19 protein-coding genes and 1 tRNA gene are annotated in these 21167 nt (G+C 72.3%); 11 read left to right on the top strand and 9 right to left on the bottom strand.

Annotated features, from left to right (window positions below; translation table 11 throughout):
• Positions 1-25: 25 nt before the first annotated feature.
• The 3 genes from C7S10_RS00860 to C7S10_RS00850 all read right to left on the bottom strand — a co-directional run bounded on the left by C7S10_RS00860 (position 26) and on the right by C7S10_RS00850 (position 3756).
• Positions 26-1471, bottom strand: a complete 1446-nt coding sequence (locus C7S10_RS00860; RefSeq protein ID WP_165807009.1) for an exopolysaccharide biosynthesis polyprenyl glycosylphosphotransferase — start codon at positions 1469-1471, stop codon at positions 26-28.
• A gap of 232 nt (positions 1472-1703) precedes the next feature.
• On the bottom strand, positions 1704-2393 hold the full coding sequence (locus tag C7S10_RS00855) for a response regulator transcription factor (RefSeq protein ID WP_108342522.1): 690 nt from the start codon (positions 2391-2393) through the stop codon (positions 1704-1706).
• The gene (locus tag C7S10_RS00850) at positions 2365-3756 is read right to left on the bottom strand and encodes a sensor histidine kinase (RefSeq protein ID WP_108342521.1); all 1392 of its coding nucleotides are present in this window, start codon (positions 3754-3756) and stop codon (positions 2365-2367) included. Before C7S10_RS00850 ends, C7S10_RS00855 begins: the two co-directional genes overlap by 29 nt.
• Positions 3757-4158: 402 nt before the next feature.
• Between C7S10_RS00850 and C7S10_RS00845 the strand changes: the two genes are divergently transcribed.
• The gene (locus C7S10_RS00845; RefSeq protein WP_133176394.1) at positions 4159-4923 is read left to right on the top strand and encodes a helix-turn-helix transcriptional regulator; all 765 of its coding nucleotides are present in this window, start codon (positions 4159-4161) and stop codon (positions 4921-4923) included.
• Positions 4924-4948: 25 nt separating this feature from the next.
• A complete protein-coding gene (locus C7S10_RS00840; protein WP_108342519.1) occupies positions 4949-5734 on the top strand; it encodes a 3'(2'),5'-bisphosphate nucleotidase CysQ in 786 nt (261 codons plus the stop codon).
• Positions 5735-5749: 15 nt separating this feature from the next.
• Here the strand turns inward: C7S10_RS00840 and C7S10_RS00835 are convergent, their stop codons facing one another.
• Positions 5750-6685, bottom strand: coding sequence for a lytic transglycosylase domain-containing protein (locus C7S10_RS00835; protein ID WP_108342518.1), 936 nt, complete (start codon positions 6683-6685; stop codon positions 5750-5752).
• 56 nt (positions 6686-6741) lie between these two features.
• Between C7S10_RS00835 and C7S10_RS00830 the strand changes: the two genes are divergently transcribed.
• On the top strand, positions 6742-7143 hold the full coding sequence (locus tag C7S10_RS00830) for a VOC family protein (protein ID WP_108342517.1): 402 nt from the start codon (positions 6742-6744) through the stop codon (positions 7141-7143).
• Here C7S10_RS00830 and C7S10_RS00825 read toward each other — a convergent pair.
• Together C7S10_RS00825 and C7S10_RS00820 are read right to left on the bottom strand one after the other, a co-directional pair.
• Complete coding sequence (locus C7S10_RS00825) at positions 7133-8581, bottom strand: Vgb family protein (RefSeq protein ID WP_108342516.1); 1449 nt, start codon at positions 8579-8581, stop codon at positions 7133-7135. The genes C7S10_RS00830 and C7S10_RS00825 overlap by 11 nt on opposite strands.
• 150 nt (positions 8582-8731) lie before the next feature.
• Positions 8732-9385, bottom strand: coding sequence for a hypothetical protein (locus C7S10_RS00820; protein ID WP_108342515.1), 654 nt, complete (start codon positions 9383-9385; stop codon positions 8732-8734).
• 284 nt (positions 9386-9669) lie between these two features.
• On the opposite strand from C7S10_RS00820, the gene mfd reads away from it, so the two are divergent.
• From mfd to C7S10_RS00805, 3 genes are read left to right on the top strand one after another with little or no spacing between them, the layout of a single operon-like run.
• Entirely contained in the window at positions 9670-13164 is a 3495-nt protein-coding gene (gene mfd / locus C7S10_RS00815; protein ID WP_108343246.1) for a transcription-repair coupling factor, read from the top strand.
• A gap of 25 nt (positions 13165-13189) precedes the next feature.
• The gene (locus C7S10_RS00810; protein WP_108342514.1) at positions 13190-13870 is read left to right on the top strand and encodes a SurA N-terminal domain-containing protein; all 681 of its coding nucleotides are present in this window, start codon (positions 13190-13192) and stop codon (positions 13868-13870) included.
• Positions 13863-14528 (top strand): nucleoside triphosphate pyrophosphohydrolase, encoded by a 666-nt coding sequence (locus tag C7S10_RS00805; protein ID WP_243395136.1) that lies wholly within the window; start codon positions 13863-13865, stop codon positions 14526-14528. Before C7S10_RS00810 ends, C7S10_RS00805 begins: the two co-directional genes overlap by 8 nt.
• A 4-nt stretch (positions 14529-14532) precedes the next feature.
• Here the strand turns inward: C7S10_RS00805 and C7S10_RS00800 are convergent, their stop codons facing one another.
• From C7S10_RS00800 to C7S10_RS00790, 3 genes are read right to left on the bottom strand one after another with little or no spacing between them, the layout of a single operon-like run.
• The gene (locus C7S10_RS00800) at positions 14533-15786 is read right to left on the bottom strand and encodes an APC family permease (protein ID WP_243395135.1); all 1254 of its coding nucleotides are present in this window, start codon (positions 15784-15786) and stop codon (positions 14533-14535) included.
• A gap of 1 nt (position 15787) precedes the next feature.
• On the bottom strand, positions 15788-16291 hold the full coding sequence (locus tag C7S10_RS00795) for an HIT family protein (RefSeq protein WP_108342513.1): 504 nt from the start codon (positions 16289-16291) through the stop codon (positions 15788-15790).
• A 35-nt stretch (positions 16292-16326) separates the two neighbouring features.
• Complete coding sequence (locus C7S10_RS00790; RefSeq protein ID WP_108342512.1) at positions 16327-17274, bottom strand: helix-turn-helix transcriptional regulator; 948 nt, start codon at positions 17272-17274, stop codon at positions 16327-16329.
• 114 nt (positions 17275-17388) lie between these two features.
• Between C7S10_RS00790 and eno the strand changes: the two genes are divergently transcribed.
• The 5 genes from eno (at position 17389) to C7S10_RS00765 (ending at position 21105) form a co-directional block, all read left to right on the top strand.
• The gene (gene eno, locus C7S10_RS00785; protein WP_108342511.1) at positions 17389-18666 is read left to right on the top strand and encodes a phosphopyruvate hydratase; all 1278 of its coding nucleotides are present in this window, start codon (positions 17389-17391) and stop codon (positions 18664-18666) included.
• Positions 18667-18959: 293 nt separating this feature from the next.
• Positions 18960-19592: an FtsB family cell division protein gene (locus C7S10_RS00780; RefSeq protein WP_108342510.1), complete on the top strand. Its 633-nt coding sequence runs from the start codon at positions 18960-18962 to the stop codon at positions 19590-19592.
• Positions 19593-19615: 23 nt separating this feature from the next.
• On the top strand, positions 19616-20110 hold the full coding sequence (locus C7S10_RS00775; protein WP_108342509.1) for a DUF501 domain-containing protein: 495 nt from the start codon (positions 19616-19618) through the stop codon (positions 20108-20110).
• Positions 20101-21015 (top strand): Ppx/GppA phosphatase family protein, encoded by a 915-nt coding sequence (locus C7S10_RS00770; RefSeq protein WP_108343243.1) that lies wholly within the window; start codon positions 20101-20103, stop codon positions 21013-21015. Before C7S10_RS00775 ends, C7S10_RS00770 begins: the two co-directional genes overlap by 10 nt.
• Before the next feature lie 16 nt (positions 21016-21031).
• Positions 21032-21105: transfer RNA gene (locus C7S10_RS00765), tRNA-Leu, on the top strand.
• Positions 21106-21167 lie beyond the last annotated feature (62 nt).

Raw genomic sequence — 21167 nt, 5'->3', positions numbered from 1 at the left:
CCCCGGGGCGCTCAGCAGTTCAGGTTCAGTAGGCGCCGCGGTGGTTCAGGACGGCCCCCACCGTCCGGCACAGGATGGACACGTCGAGCATCAGCGACCAGTTGTCGACGTACTTCACGTCGAGCCGCACCGACTCGGCCCAGCTCAGGTCCGAGCGGCCCGAGACCTGCCACAGACCGGTGATGCCGGGCTTGACCGCCAGCCGGCGGCGCGGGTCGAGGTCGTAGCGCTCGACCTCCTGCGGCAGCGCAGGCCGCGGACCCACCAGCGACATCTGGCCCGTCACGACGTTCCACAGCTGCGGGACCTCGTCGACGGAGTAGCGCCGCAGGAAGCCGCCGATCGGCGTGATGCGCGGGTCGTTGCGGATCTTGAAGATCACCCCGCCGTCGACCTGGTTGAGCTCGGCCAGCTCGGCCTGCTCCTCGGCCGCGGTGCTGGTCATCGTGCGGAACTTGAGCATGGTGAAGGTCTCGCCGTTGCGACCGACCCGCTCCTGCCGGAACAGTCCGGGACCGGCCGAGCCGCGGCGGACCATCAGCCACACGGCGAGGAGCACGGGGGAGAGCAGGACCAGTGCGCCGGCGGCGAGCAAGCGCTCGACGACGTCCTTGACGGCGCGGCGCGGGCCGCGCTGGGGAGCCGCCCGGACCTGCATGACGTCCATGCCGGCGCCCTGCACCACGGAGACACGGGTGGGGGCGACGTCGAGGAGGCCGGTGCCGATGTAGAGCGGCACCCCGGCGCCGTCGGCGCGCCACTGGAGGCGCCGCATCGTCGCGTGGGTGACGCCCTGGCCGGGCAGCACCAGCAGCGCGTCGCTGTTGGTGCGATCGGTGACGTCCGCGGCGTACGACACCCCCACCTGCACGGGGAGCGTGCCGAGCGGGGCGTCGGGGACCGCGGAGACGCACGCGGCGGCGACGACGTAGCGGCGCGAGGTGGCCAGCTCGGCGATCGCGGAGCGGACGTCGTCGGGGTGGCCGGCGAGCACGACACGGGTCGGCGACAGTCCGGGGACCGGTGCGAGGCCGGTGACGAGGACGGCGAGGGTGAGCGCCGCGACGACCGGGACGAGGACCTCGGGCGCGGCGGCGTCGCCGACGACGACGGCAGCGAGCCAGCACGCGATGCCGAGCCCGGCGCCGGCGCGCAGCACCCGGCCGATCCGGACGCCGACGGGCTCACCGAGCGGACGGCGGACGAACCAGCCGTTGCCGGCCAGGAACATCGGCCAGGCGACGACGAGCGCCACGAGGGCCGCGGGCTGGACGGTGGCTCCACCCGTCGTCGCGACCACGAGAGCGACGCCGCTGGCCGTCATGTCGGCCGCCGGACGGAGCCACCGGTTGCTGCGTGAGCGTGGGATCTCGGCGTCGACGATCTGGTCGTGGTGCGCGACCCGCTGAGTGGGGGGCAACGGCAGGCCGCTGACCAGATCGCCGACTGGGGGCACAGTGACTTGCGCCATCCGAACCCCCTTCCCGACCACGCGTGAGCAGTGAGGCGAGCCTAGGTAGACCCGAGCGGCCGGGCATGCCGCAAATGCGGCATAGCCGTGCGCGATCTGCCTTGATACCTGCCGTGCCATCCGGTTTTCCCGTACGGCGATCGGCCGACCGAGGGTCGCTGGAACGACGACGTCGGTGCCGCGCCCGCGCTGCGGGTGCGACACCGACGCTGCGGCGTACGACATCGTCGGCTCAGCCGGCGTGCTGCCAGCCGACGTGGTGGGCGAGCCCGACGGCCGCGAGCTGCGAGGAGACCTCGAGCTTGCCCAGGATCGACTTCACCTGCGTGCGCACGGTCGCCTCGGAGACGACCCCGATGCGCGCGATCTCGCGCACGTTGTGGCCCTCGATCAGCGCGCCCAGCACCTGCTTCTCGCGCGGCGTGAGCAGCTCGAGGCGGCGACGCATGTCGTCGGTGACCATGCGCTCGCTGCGCCAGGCGTCGAGCAGCCGCTCGAGCTCCTCGGAGTTCATCACCGGCAGGCCCTGGTGGAGGCGGCGCACGGTGCTCAGGGTCTCCTGCAGCGGACGGCCCTTGGAGATGATCTTGCGGGCGCCCTGGCGCACGCACGCACCCCACCGACCGAGGTCGGTCGAGGCCGTCACCACCACGACGTTGGCACCGGCCCGGGCCAGCGGGGCGATGAGCCCCATCCCGTCGCCGAACCGGCCGAGGTCGAGGTCGAGCAGCACGATCCGCGCGTTGCTGCGCAGGGCCGTCGACTTCAGCGTCGCCATCGACCCGCCCACCTCCGGCAGGGCCAGTCGGCGGACGTCGTAGCCCTCGAGGGACAGCGCGAGCTCCAGCGACTCGGCGAACAGCGTGTGGTCCTCGATGATGAGGACGCGGGTGCTAGGCCGAGTGTCGGGGGTCGAGGACATGGTCCTCCTCCGAACGACGCGCGGCGGGCAGGCGGATGATGAAGGACGAACCCTGCTCGGCGGCCTGGTCGGCCAGCGTCAGGGTGCCCCCGTGCTCGGTGACCAGGCGACGCGCCACGCTCAGGCCGATGCCCTGGCCGGGTGAGTCGCTGCGATGGACGCCCCAGTCGAAGATGCCCTCCCGTGCCTCGAGCGGCACGCCAGGTCCGGCGTCGGTGACGGCGATCTCGACGAGACCGTCGGCCCGCGTCACCGCGACCCGGCTGGCGGTCCCACCACCGTGCGTCGCCGCGTTGTCGAGCAGGATGTTGAGCGCCTCGGCGACGTCGTCGGGGCGGGCGTGCACGGTGGCGCCGCCGCTCGGCTCCCACTCCACCGTCCGGCCCTGGGCGCGGTGCGCCTCGAGGAGGACGTCGAGGGTGGTGTCGAGGTCCACGGGGCCGGGGCTCGCCGGCTCCTGGTCCGTGACCATCCGCTCGAGCCGGTCCAGCTCGGTGCGGATCGCCCGCTCGAGGCGGGCGTGGGTCGCGGGACTGACGGCTTCGTCGTCGAGCAGCCGGGCCGCGCTGGCGGCGCCGGCGACCGTGCTGCGGATCTCGTGCATCAGCTCGCGACTGCCGCGCAGGTTGGACTCGTTCTCCAGCACGGCGCACTCGAGGGCACGGGCCCGGCGGTGCTGGTGGACCACCGTGTCGGCGAGGAGGCGGAAGGTGGCGCTGCTCCAGAGGATAGCGGCGCCGACCTGACCCACGGCCGCGGCCAGGTCGGTCGCCCAGCCGTCGAAGGCGCCCGAGCGGGCCAGCTGTGCGACGCCGACCAGGACGATGGTCAGGGCGAGGCGGTGCCGCGCCCAGTCGACCAGGCTGTGATCGGCGAGGATCTGCCACGCGATGGCCACGTGGGCGGCGACGATCGTCGTCAGCAGCAGCGCGATCACGGCACGGGGCGGTGCGCCCAGGACGTGGTCGGCCGGCCCGGTGGCCAGCAGCCCGGCCAGCGCGACGCCCAGCCCGAGGCCGAGCAGCGCGGGATGCGGGTTGCGGAGCGCGCGGGTGCCGACGAAGAGCAGCCCGAGCACCACGCCCGTGGCCAGCAGGTCGACGACCGTGCCCCACCCGACGACGCCGCCACCGGGCGGCGGGTCGACCAGGTCGTGCGCCGATGACGCGAGCACCTGCACAGCGACGACGACGAGCGCGCTCACGGTCCAGGCCCGGCGCCGGCTCGGCGAGGTCAGCCAGTAGAAGTAGAACTCGAGGGCTGCGATCAGCAGCAGCACCCCGGCGACGACGCCCGCGATCGCGGCCGCCCTGGAGGAGACCCGGCTGTCCGGAACCGCGATCAGGATCGCGAGGACCGGCACCCCGGTGACTCCTGCAGCCAGCAACCCCTCGTGCCAGCCGCTCAGAAATCGATGTGTTGAATTTTCTTGCACGCTCGCCCCATATGCCCCTAGTGCCAAGACCCGGGCTCCCCGCCCTGGCCAAGACTCCCTCTCAGATGGTCATTCGGACCACCGTCAATGGTGCGTTCCCCCGAGGGCCGCTCAACGAAATGTAGGTCTCAATGCCCTAAGACCCACTAGATGATGTGCTGATACCCAATTCTGGGCAACCCCGGGCTAGACGGGATGGGACGTTGACGCGCACGCTCGGATCATCCCCAAATCGGTGGACGTCCGGGTCCCCACGATTGTCGTGGGTCATCGAGCGTGCAGGGTTCGACCCAGGGCGCGTACGGCGCCCGGCTGCGACGGGGAGAGTGGATGAGCACGAGCCAGTTGGAGGCGAATCACGTGGTGGTGGGCACGCCGGTCGGCTCGGTGCTGATCTTGTCCAAGCTCCTGCTCATCTCGCAGGCGGTCGGTGCCGCCCTGCGCGGGCGGGGCATCGACGCCGAGGCGGCCTCGTGGGCGCCGGGGGTCCAGCGGGCCGTGCACGAGCTCACCGAGTCCGACATCGTGATCCTCTTCGACGACCTCGAGGGCAGGGACGCGGTGATGGCCACCCAGTCGCTGGTCACGCAGTCGTCCGCCCGCTTCCTGGTCCTCACCCACCGACCGGAGGGGGCGGCGTGGGGGGCGATGCTGGCCAGCGGAGCCGCCGCCGTGATGAACAACGAGTCCTCGCTGGCGGAGGTGGTCTCGGCCCTGATGCTGGTGCGCAGCGGTTCGTCGCCGTTCACCGAGGTCCGCCGCTCGCGCCTGGTGCGCGAGTGGTTCCGCTGGCTGGCCGAGGACGACGCGCTGCGCGAGCGCATCGCCGACCTCTCGCCGCGCGAGCGCGAGGTGCTGGGTCTGCTCGCTGCCGGCTCCCGCGTGGGCGACATCGTCGAGGGCCTCGGTGTCGCGGAGACCACCGTGCGCAGCCACATCAGGTCCATCCGCCGCAAGCTCGACGTGGGCTCGCAGCTCGCCGCGGTCGCAGTGGTGCACCGCCTCGGGCTGCCCGACACCGAGGTGGCCCCGGAGCCGCGGGACCGGCGCGGTGGTGCGCCGCTGCCGCCGAGCCCGCGCCGACCCGAGGCCTGAGCGGCGGCGCCGATAGGCTGCCGCCGTGACCGAGACGACGACCGACCACCGCTCCCTCGACGACCACGCTTTCGCCGTCTGGGCGGCCGAGCAGGCCGGCGAGGTGCTGCTCCGTGTGCGCGCCGAGAGCGGTCTGGAGGGCAGGGAGCTCAAGGACGCCGGCGACGCCGCCGCGCAGGAGCTGCTGGCGCGGGTGCTCGCCGAGCACCGCCCCGACGACGCCGTCCTGAGCGAGGAGGCGACCGACGACAAGGCCCGCCTCGGTGCCGAGCGCGTCTGGATCATCGACCCGCTCGACGGCACCCGCGAGTTCTCCGAGCCGCCGCGCGACGACTGGGCCGTGCACGTCGCGCTGTGGGAGGCGTCTGCCGGTGGTGACGGCCTCACCGCCGGAGCCGTGGCCCAGCCCGCCCTGGGGGAGACCTTCAGCACCGGCACGCCGAGCGTCGTGCCGCCGCGCACGTCGACGCGCCCGCGCATCGCCGTCTCGCGCACCCGCCCGCCCGCCTTCGTCGAGGCACTGGCCGCCGAGATCGACGCCGAGCTCGTCCCCATGGGGTCTGCTGGGGTGAAGGTGATGAGCGTCGTGCGCGACCTCGCCGACGCCTACGTCCACGCCGGCGGGCAGTACCAGTGGGACAACGCCGCGCCCGTCGCCGTCGCCCGCGCCGCCGGCCTGCACTGCTCGCGCGTCGACGGCTCGCCGCTGGTCTACAACGAGGACGACACCTCGCTGCCCGACCTGATCGTGTGCCGCCCGGAGCTCGCCGAGCAGATCATCGAGTTCGTCCGCCGTCACGGCACCGACTGAGTCCCGAGGACGCTGCTAGGGCAGCGCCTCGGGGTGCTCCTCGAGGTAGCGGTCCACGGGCACCGGCTGCTTCTCGGCGTAGCCCTCCTCGAGCCACACGCTGCCGCGCTGCGTCAGGTAGTAGACCTGCCACGCGTGGTAGCCGAGCAGCGCGCGGGGCTCGCGCTGCATCACCCGCGCGTGCAGGGTCACGCCGCGGACGTACGCCGCTGAGTTGTTGTAGCGGAAGAGCGCAGCCGCCTTGTCGCGGGCGAAGCCGTTGGCCCTCAGCAGGCGGCCGGCCGCGAGGATCGCGTCGTGGGGGTCGTCGATGTCGCCACCGTTGCCGTAGATGTCCCACGTGGTGGGCAGGAACTGCATCGGCCCCTGTGCGCCGGCCACCGACGTGCCGAGGATCCGGCCGAAGGCGGTCTCGACCAGGTTGATGGCGGCGAGGTACTCCCAGTCGACGCCGAACCGGCGTTCGGCCTCGCGGTAGGACCGCTCCAGGACGCGCGCCGGAGCGGGCGCGACGATGCGCCAGGCCGGGAGCTCGTCGGCCAGGTCCGCCGCGTCGGTCGGGTGCATCGACCGGAACGCGAGCCGCGCCTCGACGTTGGTGCGGGTGCGGCGGCGGTCCGAGCGGGGCAGCCGCTCGAGCACCCGACCCAGCCAGCGCGGGTGCGTGCTGACCTCGCGGACCGCGAGCTGCTCGACGTGGCCGGCGACAGCGACCTCGTCCCGCGTGGCGCTGGTGTCGGCGAGGACGGCCAGCGCGGCCTCGAGCCGGCGGGCCGCGTCGGCGGCCCCGGTGGGCCGGCGCGGACCGTCGGCCAGCGGTCCGTCGGTCAGCGGGTCCGTGGTCGGTGCGGCACTCGTCGTACGCGCCGCCTGGCTGGGCGATGCGGTCCGGTCGCCGGCACAGGCCGGTGCGGCGGTCAGCACCAGGACGACGGCGAGGGCGCGGATCACCTCGTCAGCGTAAACGCCGTTGCCGGGTGTCGGCGGCCGGTGGGAGCCTGCGTGCCATGACCTCCTTCGTCTCGCACACGACCATCGACTGCGCCAACGCCTACGAGCTCTCCGAGTGGTGGAAGCAGCTGCTGGGCTACGTCGACATCGAGGGCGATCCCAACCTGCCGGGGCACGAGGAGTGCATGATCCGCGACGCCGAGACGGGTCACTCGATCCTGTTCATCGAGGTCGCCGACGACCTCTCCGCCGTCCGCAAGCGCATCCACTTCGACCTCCGCCCGCGCGCGGGCAGCCGTGACGACGAGGTCGAGCGGGTGCTCGGTCTCGGCGCGCGCCAGGTCGGCGACCAGCGCGGGAAGTACGGTCCCGGCACCGGCTGGGTCGTCCTTGCCGACCCGGAGGGCAACGAGTTCTGCATCCTGCGCTCGGAGGCGGAGGTGTCGACTACCTCCTGAGGGCCGTGAACGACCGCTTCACCGACGGCTTCTTCGCCCCGACCCTGGTCAGCGAGGCCGAGAGCCTGACCCGCTTGCCGGGCTTGACGATCCGCTTCCCGGGGCCGGTGAGCTTCGCCCTGACGGTCGTGGACGTGCCGCTGGCGAGACGGTAGGACGCCGCCCTGGTGACGGCCTTCTTCCCCTTGCTGACCTTCACCGAGCCGATGCAGCCCCGCGTGGCGGACGTCGGGCAGGAGACCGCGACGGGCACCTTCGCCTGCTTCACCTTCACCACACCCTTGGGCTTGGTCATCGTGCCGGTCGGCAGGCCCTTCGTGCCGGGTGCCGGCGGGACGCCGGGCGTGCCGGGGACGGGACCCGGAGGCGGCGGGGTGGAGCCCGTGATCATCGTGGCGCCCGTCCCCACGTCGACGTTGGTGGTCTGGAGCTGGTCGGGCGTCACGCGGACGATCGCGTTGTTCTTCGCGTCGGTGAACCAGATCGCGCCGTCCGCTCCCCAGGTCAGGGAGGTCGGCTCGTAGTTGCCGACCGCGGTGATCGCGCCGACGCCGGCGGCGTTGATGTGGCCGATGGCGGGCGCGGCGCCTCGGTTGGTGAACCACATCGTCCCGTCGGGCGCCTGGATCAGGTCCGAGGGCGCGGTGCGCGAGCCCGTGCTCCAGATCCTCGTCGCACCGCTGGCCTGGTCGAGGTAGCCGACCGAGCCGTTGTTGGGCGAGGTGAACATCGTCCCCGAGGAGCTGCGGGTGAACCAGATCGAGCCGACCGGACCGGCGGCGAGGCCGTTGGGGTACGTCGCGTCGGAGGGCAGCGGGTAGGTCACGCCGCCGGTGCCGTCGGCATTCAGGTGGACGAGCTGGTCGAGCCCGCCGCCCTGGCACCACATGGAACCGTCGGCCGCCTCGCCGAGCACGTCCTCGCACTCGGGGGCGTTGGCGGACCAGAAGAAGTCGGAGGAGCCGGGGGCCAGCGTGGCGACGCCCGACTCGTCGTAGTTCATGGTGACGAAGACGCGTCCGTCAGGGGCAACACGGACCTCGCCGCCGTACGGATAGTCGCCGAGGTCGTAGTTGACGGCGGCTCCGGGGTTGGAGGGATGAAAGCCGAGCGCGTTCCACCCGGAGTCCCACACCACCCAGACGGTGCCGTCGGCGGCGACGTCGATGCCGTAGACGCTCGAGTCGCCCACCGTCTGCGTCGGCAGGTTGAACTCGGTGACCACCCCGGCCGGGGTGATCCGGCCGATCTTGTTCGCGTCGCGCTCGATGAACCACATGTCGCCGTTGGGGGCCGTGGTGATCCGGCCCAGGTCGGCGTTGCTGGTCGGCACGGTGAAGACGGTGACCGCGGCGTGGGCCGGTGCGGTCGGCACCAGCGCGAGCATGGTCGCGACGAGTGCGGTGCAGAAGAGCGCGGACGCGCGGGCCAGCTTCATCGATCGTTCCCCCCGGGTTGGTCGGCCGACGCCCCGTCGACCTTGGTGGCGAGCCTAGACAGGACAGGCGCGTGGCGGCCAGAGGAAGGTTCCGGACATGGAACGACCCCGGACCAGCCGGTCCGGGGTCGTGCCGCGATCAGGGGCGGATCAGTAGACCTGGTAGGCCTCGGTGAAGCCCACGAACTTGGCGTCGCCGGGGATGGTCACGGTGAACTTGAAGCCCGACTTGTTCGGGGCCTTGACCCGGAACGCGCCCTTCTTGTTCGTCTTGACCTTCTTCCACGCGACGTACTTCTTGCCCTTCTTCTTCTTCAGGATGACCTTCTTGCCACCGAAGTCGGGCTTGATCTTGCCGACGAGGAACAGGCCGGGCGTCTTGAAGACGGCCTTGCGCTTGACCGTGACGGCGAACGGCGCCGACTCGCTCGGCGCGTAGTTGTCCTCGTAGGTGCTCGTCGCGGTGTAGCCGCTGTAGACGACCTTGTAGAGGGTGTTGGCGGTCGGCTTCACCTCGAACGAGGAGTAGCTGTTCTCGCCGGTGGCGACGGTGGCGAAGTTGACGCCGTCCGTCGAGGCCTGGAGCGCGACGACACCCTTGTAGGCGCTGCCGCCGTCGGAGGCGGCCACGTCCGACGACAGCGTGATCGTGTCGCCGTACGTGATCGGGACCTCGGTGTAGCTCGAGACGGTGGTCACGGTCGTGAGGTTGTCGGTCGCGCTGGCCGGCGAGGACACAGCCACGGGCACGAGGCCGACGAGGCCGGCGGTGACGGTGCCGGCGATGATTCGGTTGAAGCGCATTGCTCCCTCTTCCCTGTTCGCGGAGTGCTCGGGGCACTCCTCGATGACGTTGGCCGGGTCGGTTGCCGACCCGCTGCCGAGGCCCTACCCCGCCTCCCCGTGCCTCAAACCATGCGTCGTCAGTAGACTTTCCCCGAACCCCCACCCGTGTCCGGTTGGGGGTCTGTCCGCGTTCCACCCTGGAGGTCGCAGTGTCCGCCGCAGTGCCACGAACCACCGTCCCGCAGTCCCCGGTGACGGCGGTCGCCGACGCCGTCCTGGGCGGTCCGGTCCTGGCCGAGGCGATGGCCGGGGCCGGCCAGGTGCGCGCTCTCGACCTCACCGGTCCGGCCGCGGTCCGGCCGCTGGTGGTCAAGGGGCTGGTCGACGCGGGGCGCACCGTGCTGGCCGTGACCGCGACCGCCCGGGAGGCCGAGGACCTCGTCACCGAGCTGGCGGACCTGGTCGACCCGGCGCTCGTCGCCTACTACCCGTCCTGGGAGACGCTGCCGCACGAGCGGCTGAGCCCGCGCAGCGACACCGTCGGTCGCCGGCTCGCGGTGCTGCGACGCCTGCGTCACCCGGGCGCCGACGCCACCAACGGACCCGTGCGCGTCGTCGTCGCCCCGGTCCGCTCGATCCTCCAGCCGCAGGTGAAGGGTCTGGCCGACCTCGAGCCGGTCGAGCTGACCAAGGGCAGCAGCGCGGCGCTGGACGACGTGGTGCGCGGGCTCGCGGATGCGGCCTACTCCCGCGTCGACATGGTCGAGAAGCGCGGCGAGTTCGCGGTGCGCGGCGGCATCGTCGACGTCTTTCCCCCGACCGAGGAGCACCCGCTGCGGGTGGAGTTCTGGGGCGACGAGGTCGAGGAGATCCGCTCGTTCTCGGTCGCCGACCAGCGCACGGTCGAGACCCTCGACCGCCTCTGGGCGCCGCCGTGCCGCGAGCTGCTCCTGACCGAGGAGGTACGCCGCCGGGCGGCCGCCCTCGGGCAGGCGCACCCGCAGCTGCTGGAGCTCACCGACAAGATCGCCGCCGGCATCGCGGTCGAGGGCATGGAGTCGCTCGCGCCCGTGCTCGTCGACGACATGGAGCTGCTGGTCGACCTGCTGCCCGACACCACGACGGTGCTCGTCCTCGACCCCGAGCGTGCCCGCACGCGCGCCCACGACCTGGTCGCGACCAGCGAGGAGTTCCTCGGCGCGAGCTGGGCCGCCGCGGCCGGTGGCGGCCAGTCGCCGATCGACCTCGGGGCCGCGTCCTACCGCGAGGTGGCCGACGTGCGGGGCAGCGCGATCGAGCGCAACCTCGGCTGGTGGACCGTCAGCCCCTTCGGCATCGAGACCCCCACGTCCGAGGAGGTGCCCGACGTCGACGTCCTCGCGGGCGCCGTACCCTCCCGGGCCCTGGCCCTGCAGCCCGCCGAGGCCTACCGGGGCGACATCGAGAAGGCGATCAGCGACATCCGTGGGTGGCTCGCCGACGGCTACCGCGTGACCGTCGTCCACCAGGGCCACGGGCCGGCCGAGCGGATGGTCGAGGTGCTGGCCGAGCACGACGTGCCCGCGGCCTTCTCCGACGTGGACGTCTCGGGCGACGCGAGCGTCGTCACCGTGACCACCGGCTGCCTGGTGTCCGGGTTCGTCGACCCCGACACCCGGGTCGCGCTGCTCACCGGCGAGGACCTCTCGGGGCAGAAGGGCTCGACGCGCGACATGCGCAAGATGCCCGCGCGCCGCAAGAAGCAGATCGACCCGCTCGAGCTCAAGGCCGGCGACTACGTCGTGCACGAGCAGCACGGCGTCGGTCGGTTCGTGGAGATGAAGCAGCGCGAGATGCAGGGCGCGACGCGGGAGTACCTCGTCCTCGAGTACGGCTCCGCCAAGCGGGGCGCGCCGCCGGACCGGCTCTACGTCCCGGCCGACACCCTCGACCAGATCACCCGCTACGTCGGCGGCGAGCAGCCCAGTCTCGACCGGCTCGGCGGCGGTGACTGGACCAAGCGCAAGAACCGCGCCCGCAAGGCGGTCCGCGAGATCGCGGCCGAGCTGATCAAGCTGTACGCCGCGCGGCAGGCCACGAAGGGCCACGCGTTCGGTCCCGACACCCCGTGGCAGCGCGAGCTCGAGGACGCGTTCCCGTTCAACGAGACGCCCGACCAGCTGACGACGGTCGACGAGGTGAAGGGCGACATGCGGCGCACCGTCCCGATGGACCGCCTCGTGTGCGGCGACGTCGGCTACGGCAAGACCGAGATCGCGGTGCGCGCGGCGTTCAAGGCCGTCCAGGACGGCAAGCAGGTCGCCGTGCTCGTGCCGACCACGCTGCTCGTCACGCAGCACCTCTCCACCTTCACCGAGCGGATGAGCGGCTTCCCGGTCGTGCTCAAGGGGCTCTCGCGCTTCCAGACCGACAAGGAGGCGCGCGAGGTGATCGCCGGGCTCGAGGACGGGTCCGTCGACATCGTCGTCGGCACCCATCGGCTGCTCAACCCGGACATCACGATGAAGGACCTCGGGCTGATCATCGTCGACGAGGAGCAGCGCTTCGGCGTCGAGCACAAGGAGCAGATGAAGCGCCTGCGCACCAGTGTGGACGTGCTGTCCATGAGTGCGACGCCGATCCCGCGCACCCTCGAGATGGCGGTCACCGGCATCCGCGAGATGTCCACGATCACCACCCCGCCGGAGGAGCGGCACCCGGTGCTGACCTACGTCGGCGCCTACGAGGACCGGCAGGTGATCGCCGCCGTACGCCGCGAGCTGCTGCGCGAGGGACAGGTCTTCTTCATCCACAACCGCGTCAACTCGATCGAGAAGGCCGCGGCCCACCTCCGCGAGCTGGTGCCCGAGGCGCGGGTGGCGACGGCGCACGGGCAGATGGGGGAGCACCAGCTCGAGCAGGTGATGCTCGACTTCTGGGAGAAGCGCTTCGACGTGCTGGTGTGCACCACCATCGTCGAGTCGGGCCTCGACGTCTCCAACGCCAACACCATGATCATCGAGCGCTCCGACACCCTCGGCCTCTCGCAGCTGCACCAGCTGCGCGGGCGCGTGGGTCGCTCGCGCGAGCGGGCCTACGCCTACTTCCTCTACCCGGCCGAGAAGCCGCTGACCGAGACCGCGCACGAGCGGCTCGCGACGCTGGCCCAGCACTCCGACCTGGGCGGCGGCATGGCGATCGCGATGAAGGACCTCGAGATCCGCGGGGCCGGCAACCTGCTCGGCGGCGAGCAGTCGGGCCACATCGCCGACGTCGGCTTCGACCTCTACGTCCGTCTCGTCGGCGAGGCCGTCTCGGACTTCAAGGGCGACGGCGAGGCCGAGCTCGGTGAGGTGCGCATCGAGCTGCCGGTCGACGCCCACCTGCCCCACGGCTACATCCCCTCCGAGCGGCTGCGCCTCGAGATGTACAAGCGCCTCGCCGAGGTGCGCTCCGACGACGACGTCGACCAGCTGCGCGAGGAGATGGTGGACCGCTACGGCCAGCCGCCGGTCGAGGTCGAGTCGCTGCTGATCGTCGGTCGGTTCCGAGCCCGGGCCCGCCAGGCGGGGGTCAAGGAGATCACGATCGCCGGCAAGCACGTGCGGTTCGCGCCCGTCGACCTGCCCGACTCACGCGTCGTACGCCTCAACCGCGTCTACCCCAAGAGCATCGTCAAGGCGCCCACGAGCACGATCCTCGTGCCGCGGCCGCAGACCGCCGTGATCGGGGGGCGTCCCATCGACGGGATCGCCCTGCTTGAATGGGCGCGGCACGTGATCGAGGACATCATCGATCCGCCGACCACCACGTCGTGAACCTCGTCGAGCTGGAGTGAGAACCGTGAGCCACCCCCGTCTGCTGCCCACCCTGGCCGTGGGCCTGTCCGCCCTGCTGCTCAGCGGCTGCGCCGGCAGTGCCTCGCCCGGCGTCGCGGCGAAGGTCGGAGACGAGACCATCAGCACCCGGACCGTCGACCGGGCCGCGCAGAACCTGTGCGTCGCGCTGTCCGACCAGTTCGAGGGCCAGACCGTGCCGCTGGGCGTGCTGCGCCAGGGCGTCGTGCAGCTGCTCGCCCTCACCTCACAGAGCGAGCAGATCGCCGAGGACTACGGAGTCACGCCGGGCAGCGTCTACGAGCGCGACCTCGCCGAGCGGACCCGCGCCGCGTCGGTGATGCCCGAGGAGGTGCGAGACGACTACATCACGGTGATGACGACCCAGGCGCTCGCCAACGACATCGTCGACCAGGTCGGCCGCGCCAAGCTGACCGACGAGGGCTTCACCGACCCGACGACCGACGAGGTCTCCCAGGCCGGCGCCGACATCTTCAAGGTCTGGCCCGAGGTCCACGGGATCGAGGTCGACCCGAAGTACGGCATCGAGCTGAAGGACGGCCAGCTGGTGCCGACCGACACCAACCTCTCCTTCGCGCTCAGCGACGAGGCGAAGGCGGGCCTCGCCGCCGACCCCGACGCGTCCTACTCGTCGTCGCTGCCCGTCAGCCAGCGCTGCGGTGGCTGAGGACACCCCACCCGAGGGACAGCACCTCGTCGCCTTCGTCGAGGTGATGCGCCGGCTGCGGACCGAGTGTCCGTGGAAGGCCGGGCAGACCCACCTGTCGCTGGCCCGCTACCTCCTCGAGGAGACCCACGAGACGCTCGAGGCGATCGAGTCCGGGGACCCCGAGCACCTGCGCGAGGAGCTCGGCGACCTGCTCCTCCAGGTCTACTTCCACGCCGAGATCGCCCGCGACGCCGGCGACTTCACGATCGACGACGTCGCCGCCGGCCTCACGGAGAAGATGGTGCGCCGCAACGGGCACGTCTTCGGCGACGCGTCCGCCTCGCTGACGCCGGCGGAGGTCAACGAGCGGTGGCAGCAGGCAAAGGCGCTCGAGAAGGACCGGTCGTCGGTCACCGACGGGCTCCCGCCCGGCCTGCCGGCTCTGCTGTACGCCGACAAGGTGCTCGAGCGCCTGGCCCGGCTCGATGCGTCGGACGCCCCCACGGATCCGCGACGTAGTGCGGACGGGGCGACCGGTGCCTCCGACGGCACGACGTCCGAGGTGCTGGGGGAGCGGTTGCTCGACCTCGTCCGGGAGGCGCGGGCGGCGGGCGTCGATCCGGAGCAGGCGCTGCGCGCCGCCGTACGCCGCGAGGTCGACGCCGCCGAGGGGTGAGTGTCTAGCGGGGTCGCCGCAGGGCGAGGCGGCCCAGCAAGCCGACGGCGAGGACGGCCAGGCCGGCCAGGACGGAGGGCCCGGGCAGGGTGCCGACCAGGACCAGGCAGCCGGACATCCCGAGCAGCTGGAGCGCTTGGGGCCAGCGTCGCTCGCCGGCGGGCTGGCGCCACGCCGCGGCGTTGGCGACGAAGTAGTAGGTGAGCACGCCGAATGACGAGAAGCCGATCGCGCCCCGCAGGTCGACGCTGAGCACGAGCACGACGACCGCCACCCCCACGGCGAGCTGGGCGTGGTCGGGCACCCGGTGCCGGTCCGAGACGGACGCGAGCCAGGCGGGGAGGTCGCGCTCGCGGGCCATCGCGAGCGTGGTGCGGCTGACCCCGACCAGCAGGGCCAGGAGGGCGCCGAGCGCGGCCGCGGCAGCGCCGACCCGGACTGCGGGTCGCGCCCACCCCGCCCCCACGGCCCCCACGGCGTCGGACAACGGCGTGGCGGAGGACGCCAGGTCGGCGCCCAGGGTGCGGACCAGCACGAGCGCGACGGCGAGGTAGACGGCGAGGGTGACGCCGAGCGCGACCAGGATCGCGCGGCTGATCTGCTCGGGACGACGCACCTCCTCGGCCAGCGTGGCGATCCGGGCGTAGCCCGCGAAGGCGAAGAAGAGCAGGCCGGCCGCCTGGAGCACGCCGAGCGTGCTCGCGCCCGTGAGCGGGTCGGGTGCCTCGACCACCTCGCGGCTCGCGGACAGCAGGACCACCAGGACCAGCACCGAGCCGGTCACCCCCAGCAGCACCCGCGCCACCTGGGCCGTCCGGTTGATGCCGCGCAAGGTCGCGGCCGTGAACAGCGCCACCGCCGCCGCCGCGGCGCCGCGCTGCCACCACCCGCCGCCCGGGACGGCGTACGCCGCGAAGGCCAGCGCCATCACCGAGCACGAGGCCGTCTTCCCGATCACGAAGCCCCAGCCGGCCACGAAGCCCCACCACGGACCCAGCACGACCCGACCGAAGAGGTAGGTGCCGCCCGACGACGGGTGGACCGCCGCGAGCTGCGCGGACGACGTGGCGTTGCAGAAGGCGATCAGCGCCGCCAGCCCGAGCGAGACCAGCAGCGCGGACCCGGCCGCCGACGCCGCCGGCGCGAAGGCGACGAACACGCCGGCGCCGAGCATCGCGCTCAGGCCGACCACGACGGCGTCGGTCGTGCCGATGCGTCGTGCGAGCGCCCGGCCCGGGGTCGGCACGGTGTCGGGCACCTCAGCCCGCCAGCCGATCGACGACCCGCCGGGCCGCGGTCCGGCACTCCTCGTCCGGCACGTCGGGCAGGGCGTCCTCCCACAGCGGCAGCATCATGCCGCTGGCCTCGAGCATGCCCAACGGGCGCGGCATCATCCAGACGTGGAAGTGGGCGGCGCCGTCGCCCCAGCGGTAGACGTGCACGCGGCCGACGCCGGGGTCCTCGAGCATCGCGGTCTCGACCCGGGCGACGAGCGGTCCAAACCCGGCCGCAGCCGCAGAGGAGAGGTCGCGGAAGGAGTCGACGTGGTCGCGACTGGCCAGCCAGAGAGTGCCGGGCAGGCTGCAGGTCCGTGGTGGGTGCAGGGTGAAGTGCTCGTCACCCCACACGGCGGGCTCGGCGGAGCCGGCGCACACGCCGCACCGGCCGCCGCCCTCCTCGCCCCGTCGTCGCGGTTCGGGCACGACCCGCGGTCCGGGCTCGGCCGGCAACAGGGGCTCTCGGTAGGGGGCCTTCATGGACATGGTGTCTCCTCTCGACACCACGCACGCTGCCGCGTTCAGCCGTCGTCCGCTTGATCGAGAGCCGCATCGTCGCGACCGATCGCGAACCACTGCTTCGGGTCGCCGAACCCGAGGTCGGTGACGCCGCACTCGCGCAGCCGGGAGAGCGCGAGCAGCCGGTGGTGCGCGGCGAAGGTCAGGACGTGCGCCACCATGGCGCCGTACGACAACACCTGTGGCGTCGGCGAGAACGCCTCGACGAAGGTCTCGTCGAAGCGGCCGGTGGCCGCGATCAACGAGACGTTGTCGACGAACTCGGGGCCGACGCGGTCGAGCCGCCTGCGCATCGACGTGGGCGACTCGTGCTCCTCGACGCCGAAGTCGTAGCCCACGTCGTGGACGGCGGCGTTCCACATCTCCATCTGGCCGACCAGTCGCGACAACGCCCATCGCAGGGTGCCGCCGTCGATCCCGTCGACCGAGCGCTCGGAGACGTGGTCGAGATCGCTGTCGGACACCCGCTGGGCGCGGTCGACCAGCTGACCGACCAGCCACACGTGGTGCTCCACCATCTCGACGACCAGGTCCACGCTGTCCATCCTGTGACGGGCCGGCAGGCGGAGGCCAGCGGGCGGGCTGAAGTGCACGTCGTTGGGTGCTTCGATGCGGAACGACGTCGGCTCCGTGCGCCACACCGACGGCAGCACCCCGAACTCGCGCCGGAACGCCCGCGTGAAGGCTTCGTGGCTGGAGAAGCCGCTGTCGACGGCGATGTCCAGCAGCCTCCGATCGGTCGTCAGCATGAGGTACGACGCCCGCTCCATCAGGATGCGTCCGCGAAACCTCGCGGGCGACTCGCCCACCACGGCGCGGGCGACGCGCTCGAACTGCGACGGCGACAGGCCGGCCAGCCCGGCCATTTGGGCCGCCGTCGTCGGCATCGCGTCGACGTCGGGAGCGATCAGCTCGACGAACGCGGTGAAGCGGTCGGCGGCGGTGGACACGACCGAGACGCTAGTCGGTCCGCGCGGATTCTCATGCCCGTCGTGGGCTGGCGGCAGGGGGCGCCCGCGGGTCTAGGGTGAGGCGACTCGTTTCTCGATCTCCAGGAGCACCCCATGGCATCCATCGCAGCTGTCGGCGCCCGCGAAATCCTCGACTCGCGAGGCAACCCCACGGTCGAGGTCGAGGTGCTGCTCGACGACGGCGCCTTCGGCCGCGCGGCCGTCCCCAGCGGCGCGTCCACCGGTGCCTTCGAGGCCGTGGAGCTGCGTGACGGGGGCAAGCGCTACCTCGGCAAGGGCGTGCAGAAGGCCGTCAAGGCGGTCGCCGAGAACATCTCCGGCGCGATCGTCGGTCTCGAGGCCGACGACCAGCGCGTGGTCGACCGGGCGATGCTCGACCTCGACGGCACCCCCAACAAGGCCAAGCTCGGCGCCAACGCCATCCTCGGCGCCTCGCTCGCCACGGCCCGCGCGGCCGCCGAGTCGGCCGGCCTGCCGCTGTTCCGCTACGTCGGCGGCCCCAACGCCCACCTGCTGCCGGTGCCGATGATGAACATCCTCAACGGCGGCTCGCACGCCGACTCCAACGTCGACATCCAGGAGTTCATGATCGCGCCGATCGGCGCGCCCACGTTCTCCGAGGCGCTGCGCCAGGGCGCCGAGGTCTACCACGCCCTCAAGTCGGTGCTGAAGAAGAAGGGCCTCTCGACGGGCCTCGGCGACGAGGGCGGCTTCGCCCCCGACCTCGAGTCCAACCGCGCCGCGCTCGACCTGATCGCCGAGGCGATCAAGGTGGCCGGCTTCAAGCTGGGCAAGGACTTCGCGCTGGCGATGGACGTCGCGGCCAGCGAGTTCCACGACAAGGGCAAGTACGTCTTCGAGGCCAAGAAGCAGACCACCGACCAGATGGTCGCCTACTACGCCGACCTCGTCGCGTCCTACCCGATCGTCTCGATCGAGGACCCGCTCGACGAGGAGGACTGGGCCGGCTGGAAGGCCATGACCGACCAGGTCGGCGACAAGATCCAGATCGTCGGCGACGACCTGTTCGTCACCAACGTCGAGCGGCTCCAGCGCGGCATCGACGGCGGCAACGCCAACGCCATGCTGGTCAAGGTCAACCAGATCGGCTCCCTGACCGAGACCCTCGACGCGGTCGACCTCGCCCACCGGGCCGGCTTCCGCAACATGATGAGCCACCGCTCGGGCGAGACCGAGGACACCACGATCGCCGACCTGGCGGTGGCCACCAACTGCGGCCAGATCAAGACCGGTGCGCCGGCCCGCTCCGACCGCGTCGCGAAGTACAACCAGCTGCTGCGCATCGAGGACGAGCTCGGCGACGCCGCACGCTACGCCGGGCGGGGCGCCTTCCCGCGCTTCTCCGGCTGAGCCTGACGCGAGCGCCGCAGCCGCGTGCGGCAAGGCGGCGCTCGCCACCGGACAACCAACGGACCGGTCCAACCGGTCCCCGTCCCTGAGAGTGACCAGCACGGTCACGGACCTGGGGAGAGGACGTGGACGGGATCGCCGCACACCCGTCCGGATGCGGGTCCGCGGCGAGGTCTCGGTCGATCCCCGACATCGGATGACTGCGATCGACCGCGACCGCCCGCGGCGGTGCGGCGACACCGGACCGGCGCGTGGTCCCGGGATCTGGCTGCCGCGCGAGGCAGACTGCTCGCATGGCTTCCCCGTCCCGACCCGGCGCCGCGCCGCGACGCACCCCCCGGGGCGGACCCGGCGGCAGCACGCGCCCGGGCACCCGCACCGGGCGGACGGAGCGCAGCGGCTCCGACCGCAGCGCCGCCCGCGCCAGGTCCGCGGCGACGGCCCCCGTCGGCGCGACGAGCAGGCCGACGCCGCGTCGCCCCCGTTTCACCGGCCGCGCCGCCGTGCTGGTGCTGGTGCTGGCGGTGCTCACCGTGTCGTACGCATCCTCGCTGCGCGCCTACCTCCAGCAGCGTGCCCACATCGGCGACCTCAAGGTCGCCATCGCCGAGCGGGAGAGCGCGATCAACTCCCTCGAGCGGGAGAAGAAGCGCTGGGAGGACCCCGCGTTCGTCAAGGCCCAGGCCCGGGCCCGCTTCGGCTACCTCATGCCGGGCGAGACCGGCTTCCTGGTGCTCGACAAGGACGGCAAGCCGCTGGAGAGCCAGACCTCGCTCAGCGACCCGGACGACGTGATCAAGACCGTCCCGACGGCGTGGTGGGACAACGCCTGGGCCTCGGTCGAGATGGCCGGCGACCCGCCGGCGCCCACCGACGGCCCCGCCACGGAGATCGACGGCCGCGCGGGTGCGGCCTCCACCCCGTGACCGACCAGTGAAATGATCGGCTCGTGATCGACCCGAACGACGAAGCAGCCATCGCCGCGCAGCTCGGCCGCGAGCCCCGCGCCATCCACGCCGTCGGCCACCGTTGCCCGTGCGGCAACCCCGACGTCGTCACCACGGAGCCTCGGCTGCCCAACGGCACGCCGTTCCCGACGACCTTCTACCTCACCTGCCCGCGCGCGGCCTCGAGGATCGGGACCCTGGAGGGCTCCGGCCTGATGAAGGAGATGCAGGACCGGCTCGGTGAGGACCCCGAGCTCGCCGCGGCGTACGCCGCGGCGCACGAGTCCTACCTCGCCTTCCGCGGCGCCCTGGCGACCGAGTCGGGCCACGACGTCCCGGAGATCGAGGGCATCTCCGCCGGAGGCATGCCCGACCGGGTCAAGTGTCTGCACGTGCTGGCCGGGCAGTCGCTGGCGATGGGCCGCGGCGTCAACCCGCTCGGCGACGAGGTCCTCGACCTGCTGGGCGAGTGGTGGGAGCCGGGCCCGTGCGTGTAGCCGCCGTCGACTGCGGCACCAACACCATCAAGCTCCTCATCGGCGAGCACACCGACGCCGGCCTCGAGGTGCTCGTGCGTGAGTCGAGCATGGTCAGGCTCGGGCAGGGGGTGGACGCGACCGGCCGGCTCGCCGACGAGGCCTTGGAGCGCGCCTTCGCCGCGATCGACACGTACGCCGCGCTGATCTCGCAGCACGACGTCGAGACGATCAGGTTCTGCGCCACCTCGGCCACGCGCGACGCCGACAACGCGGCGCAGTTCCGGGCCGGCGTGCTGGCCCGGCTCGGGGTCGAGCCCGAGGTGCTCAGCGGCGACGAGGAGGCCGCCGTCGCCTTCGCTGGCGCGATGAGCAACGTCCCCGACGAGGCGGCGCGCCCGATCCTGGTCGTCGACATCGGCGGTGGCTCGACCGAGGTGGTGCTGGGCGACGACGCCGGCGTCGTGGCGGCCCGCTCGATGGACGTCGGCTCGGTGCGCCTCCACGAGCGCCACGTGCGCCACGACCCGGCGACCCGGGAGGAGATCGAGGCCGTCGTCCGCGACATCGACGACCAGCTCGACGCGAGCGGGGTCGACCTCGCCGCCGCGGCCACGGTGGTCGGGATCGCCGGCACCATGACCACGCTCGCGGCCGGGGTGCTCGACCTGGCGGCGTACGACCCCGAGGCGATCGACCGCTCCGTGCACACCCACGCGGACGTGCACTCCCACGTCGACCGGCTGGTCGCGATGACCGTCGCCGAGCGCCTCGCCCTGGGCTACATGCACCCGGGCCGCGCCGACGTCATCGACGCCGGTGCGCTGATCGCCTCGCGGGTGCTGCGGCGCACCACCGTCGACGAGCTGCTGGTCAGCGAGTCCGACATCCTCGAGGGCATCGCCTGGTCCCTGCGGACCGCGTAGCCTTCGCGGGCCACTCGCCCCCGTATCCCAATCGGCAGAGGAAGCGGTCTTAAAAACCGCACAGTGTGGGTTCGACCCCCACCGGGGGCACCTCGCGGGCAGGACCTCCACTCCACACGCCCCGTTGGTCGTCGGTTCGCCCGCGGTTCTGC

Source organism: Nocardioides currus (assembly GCF_003057875.1).
Lineage (GTDB): Bacteria > Actinomycetota > Actinomycetes > Propionibacteriales > Nocardioidaceae > Nocardioides > Nocardioides currus.
This window is presented reverse-complemented; position numbering and strand designations above follow the sequence as displayed.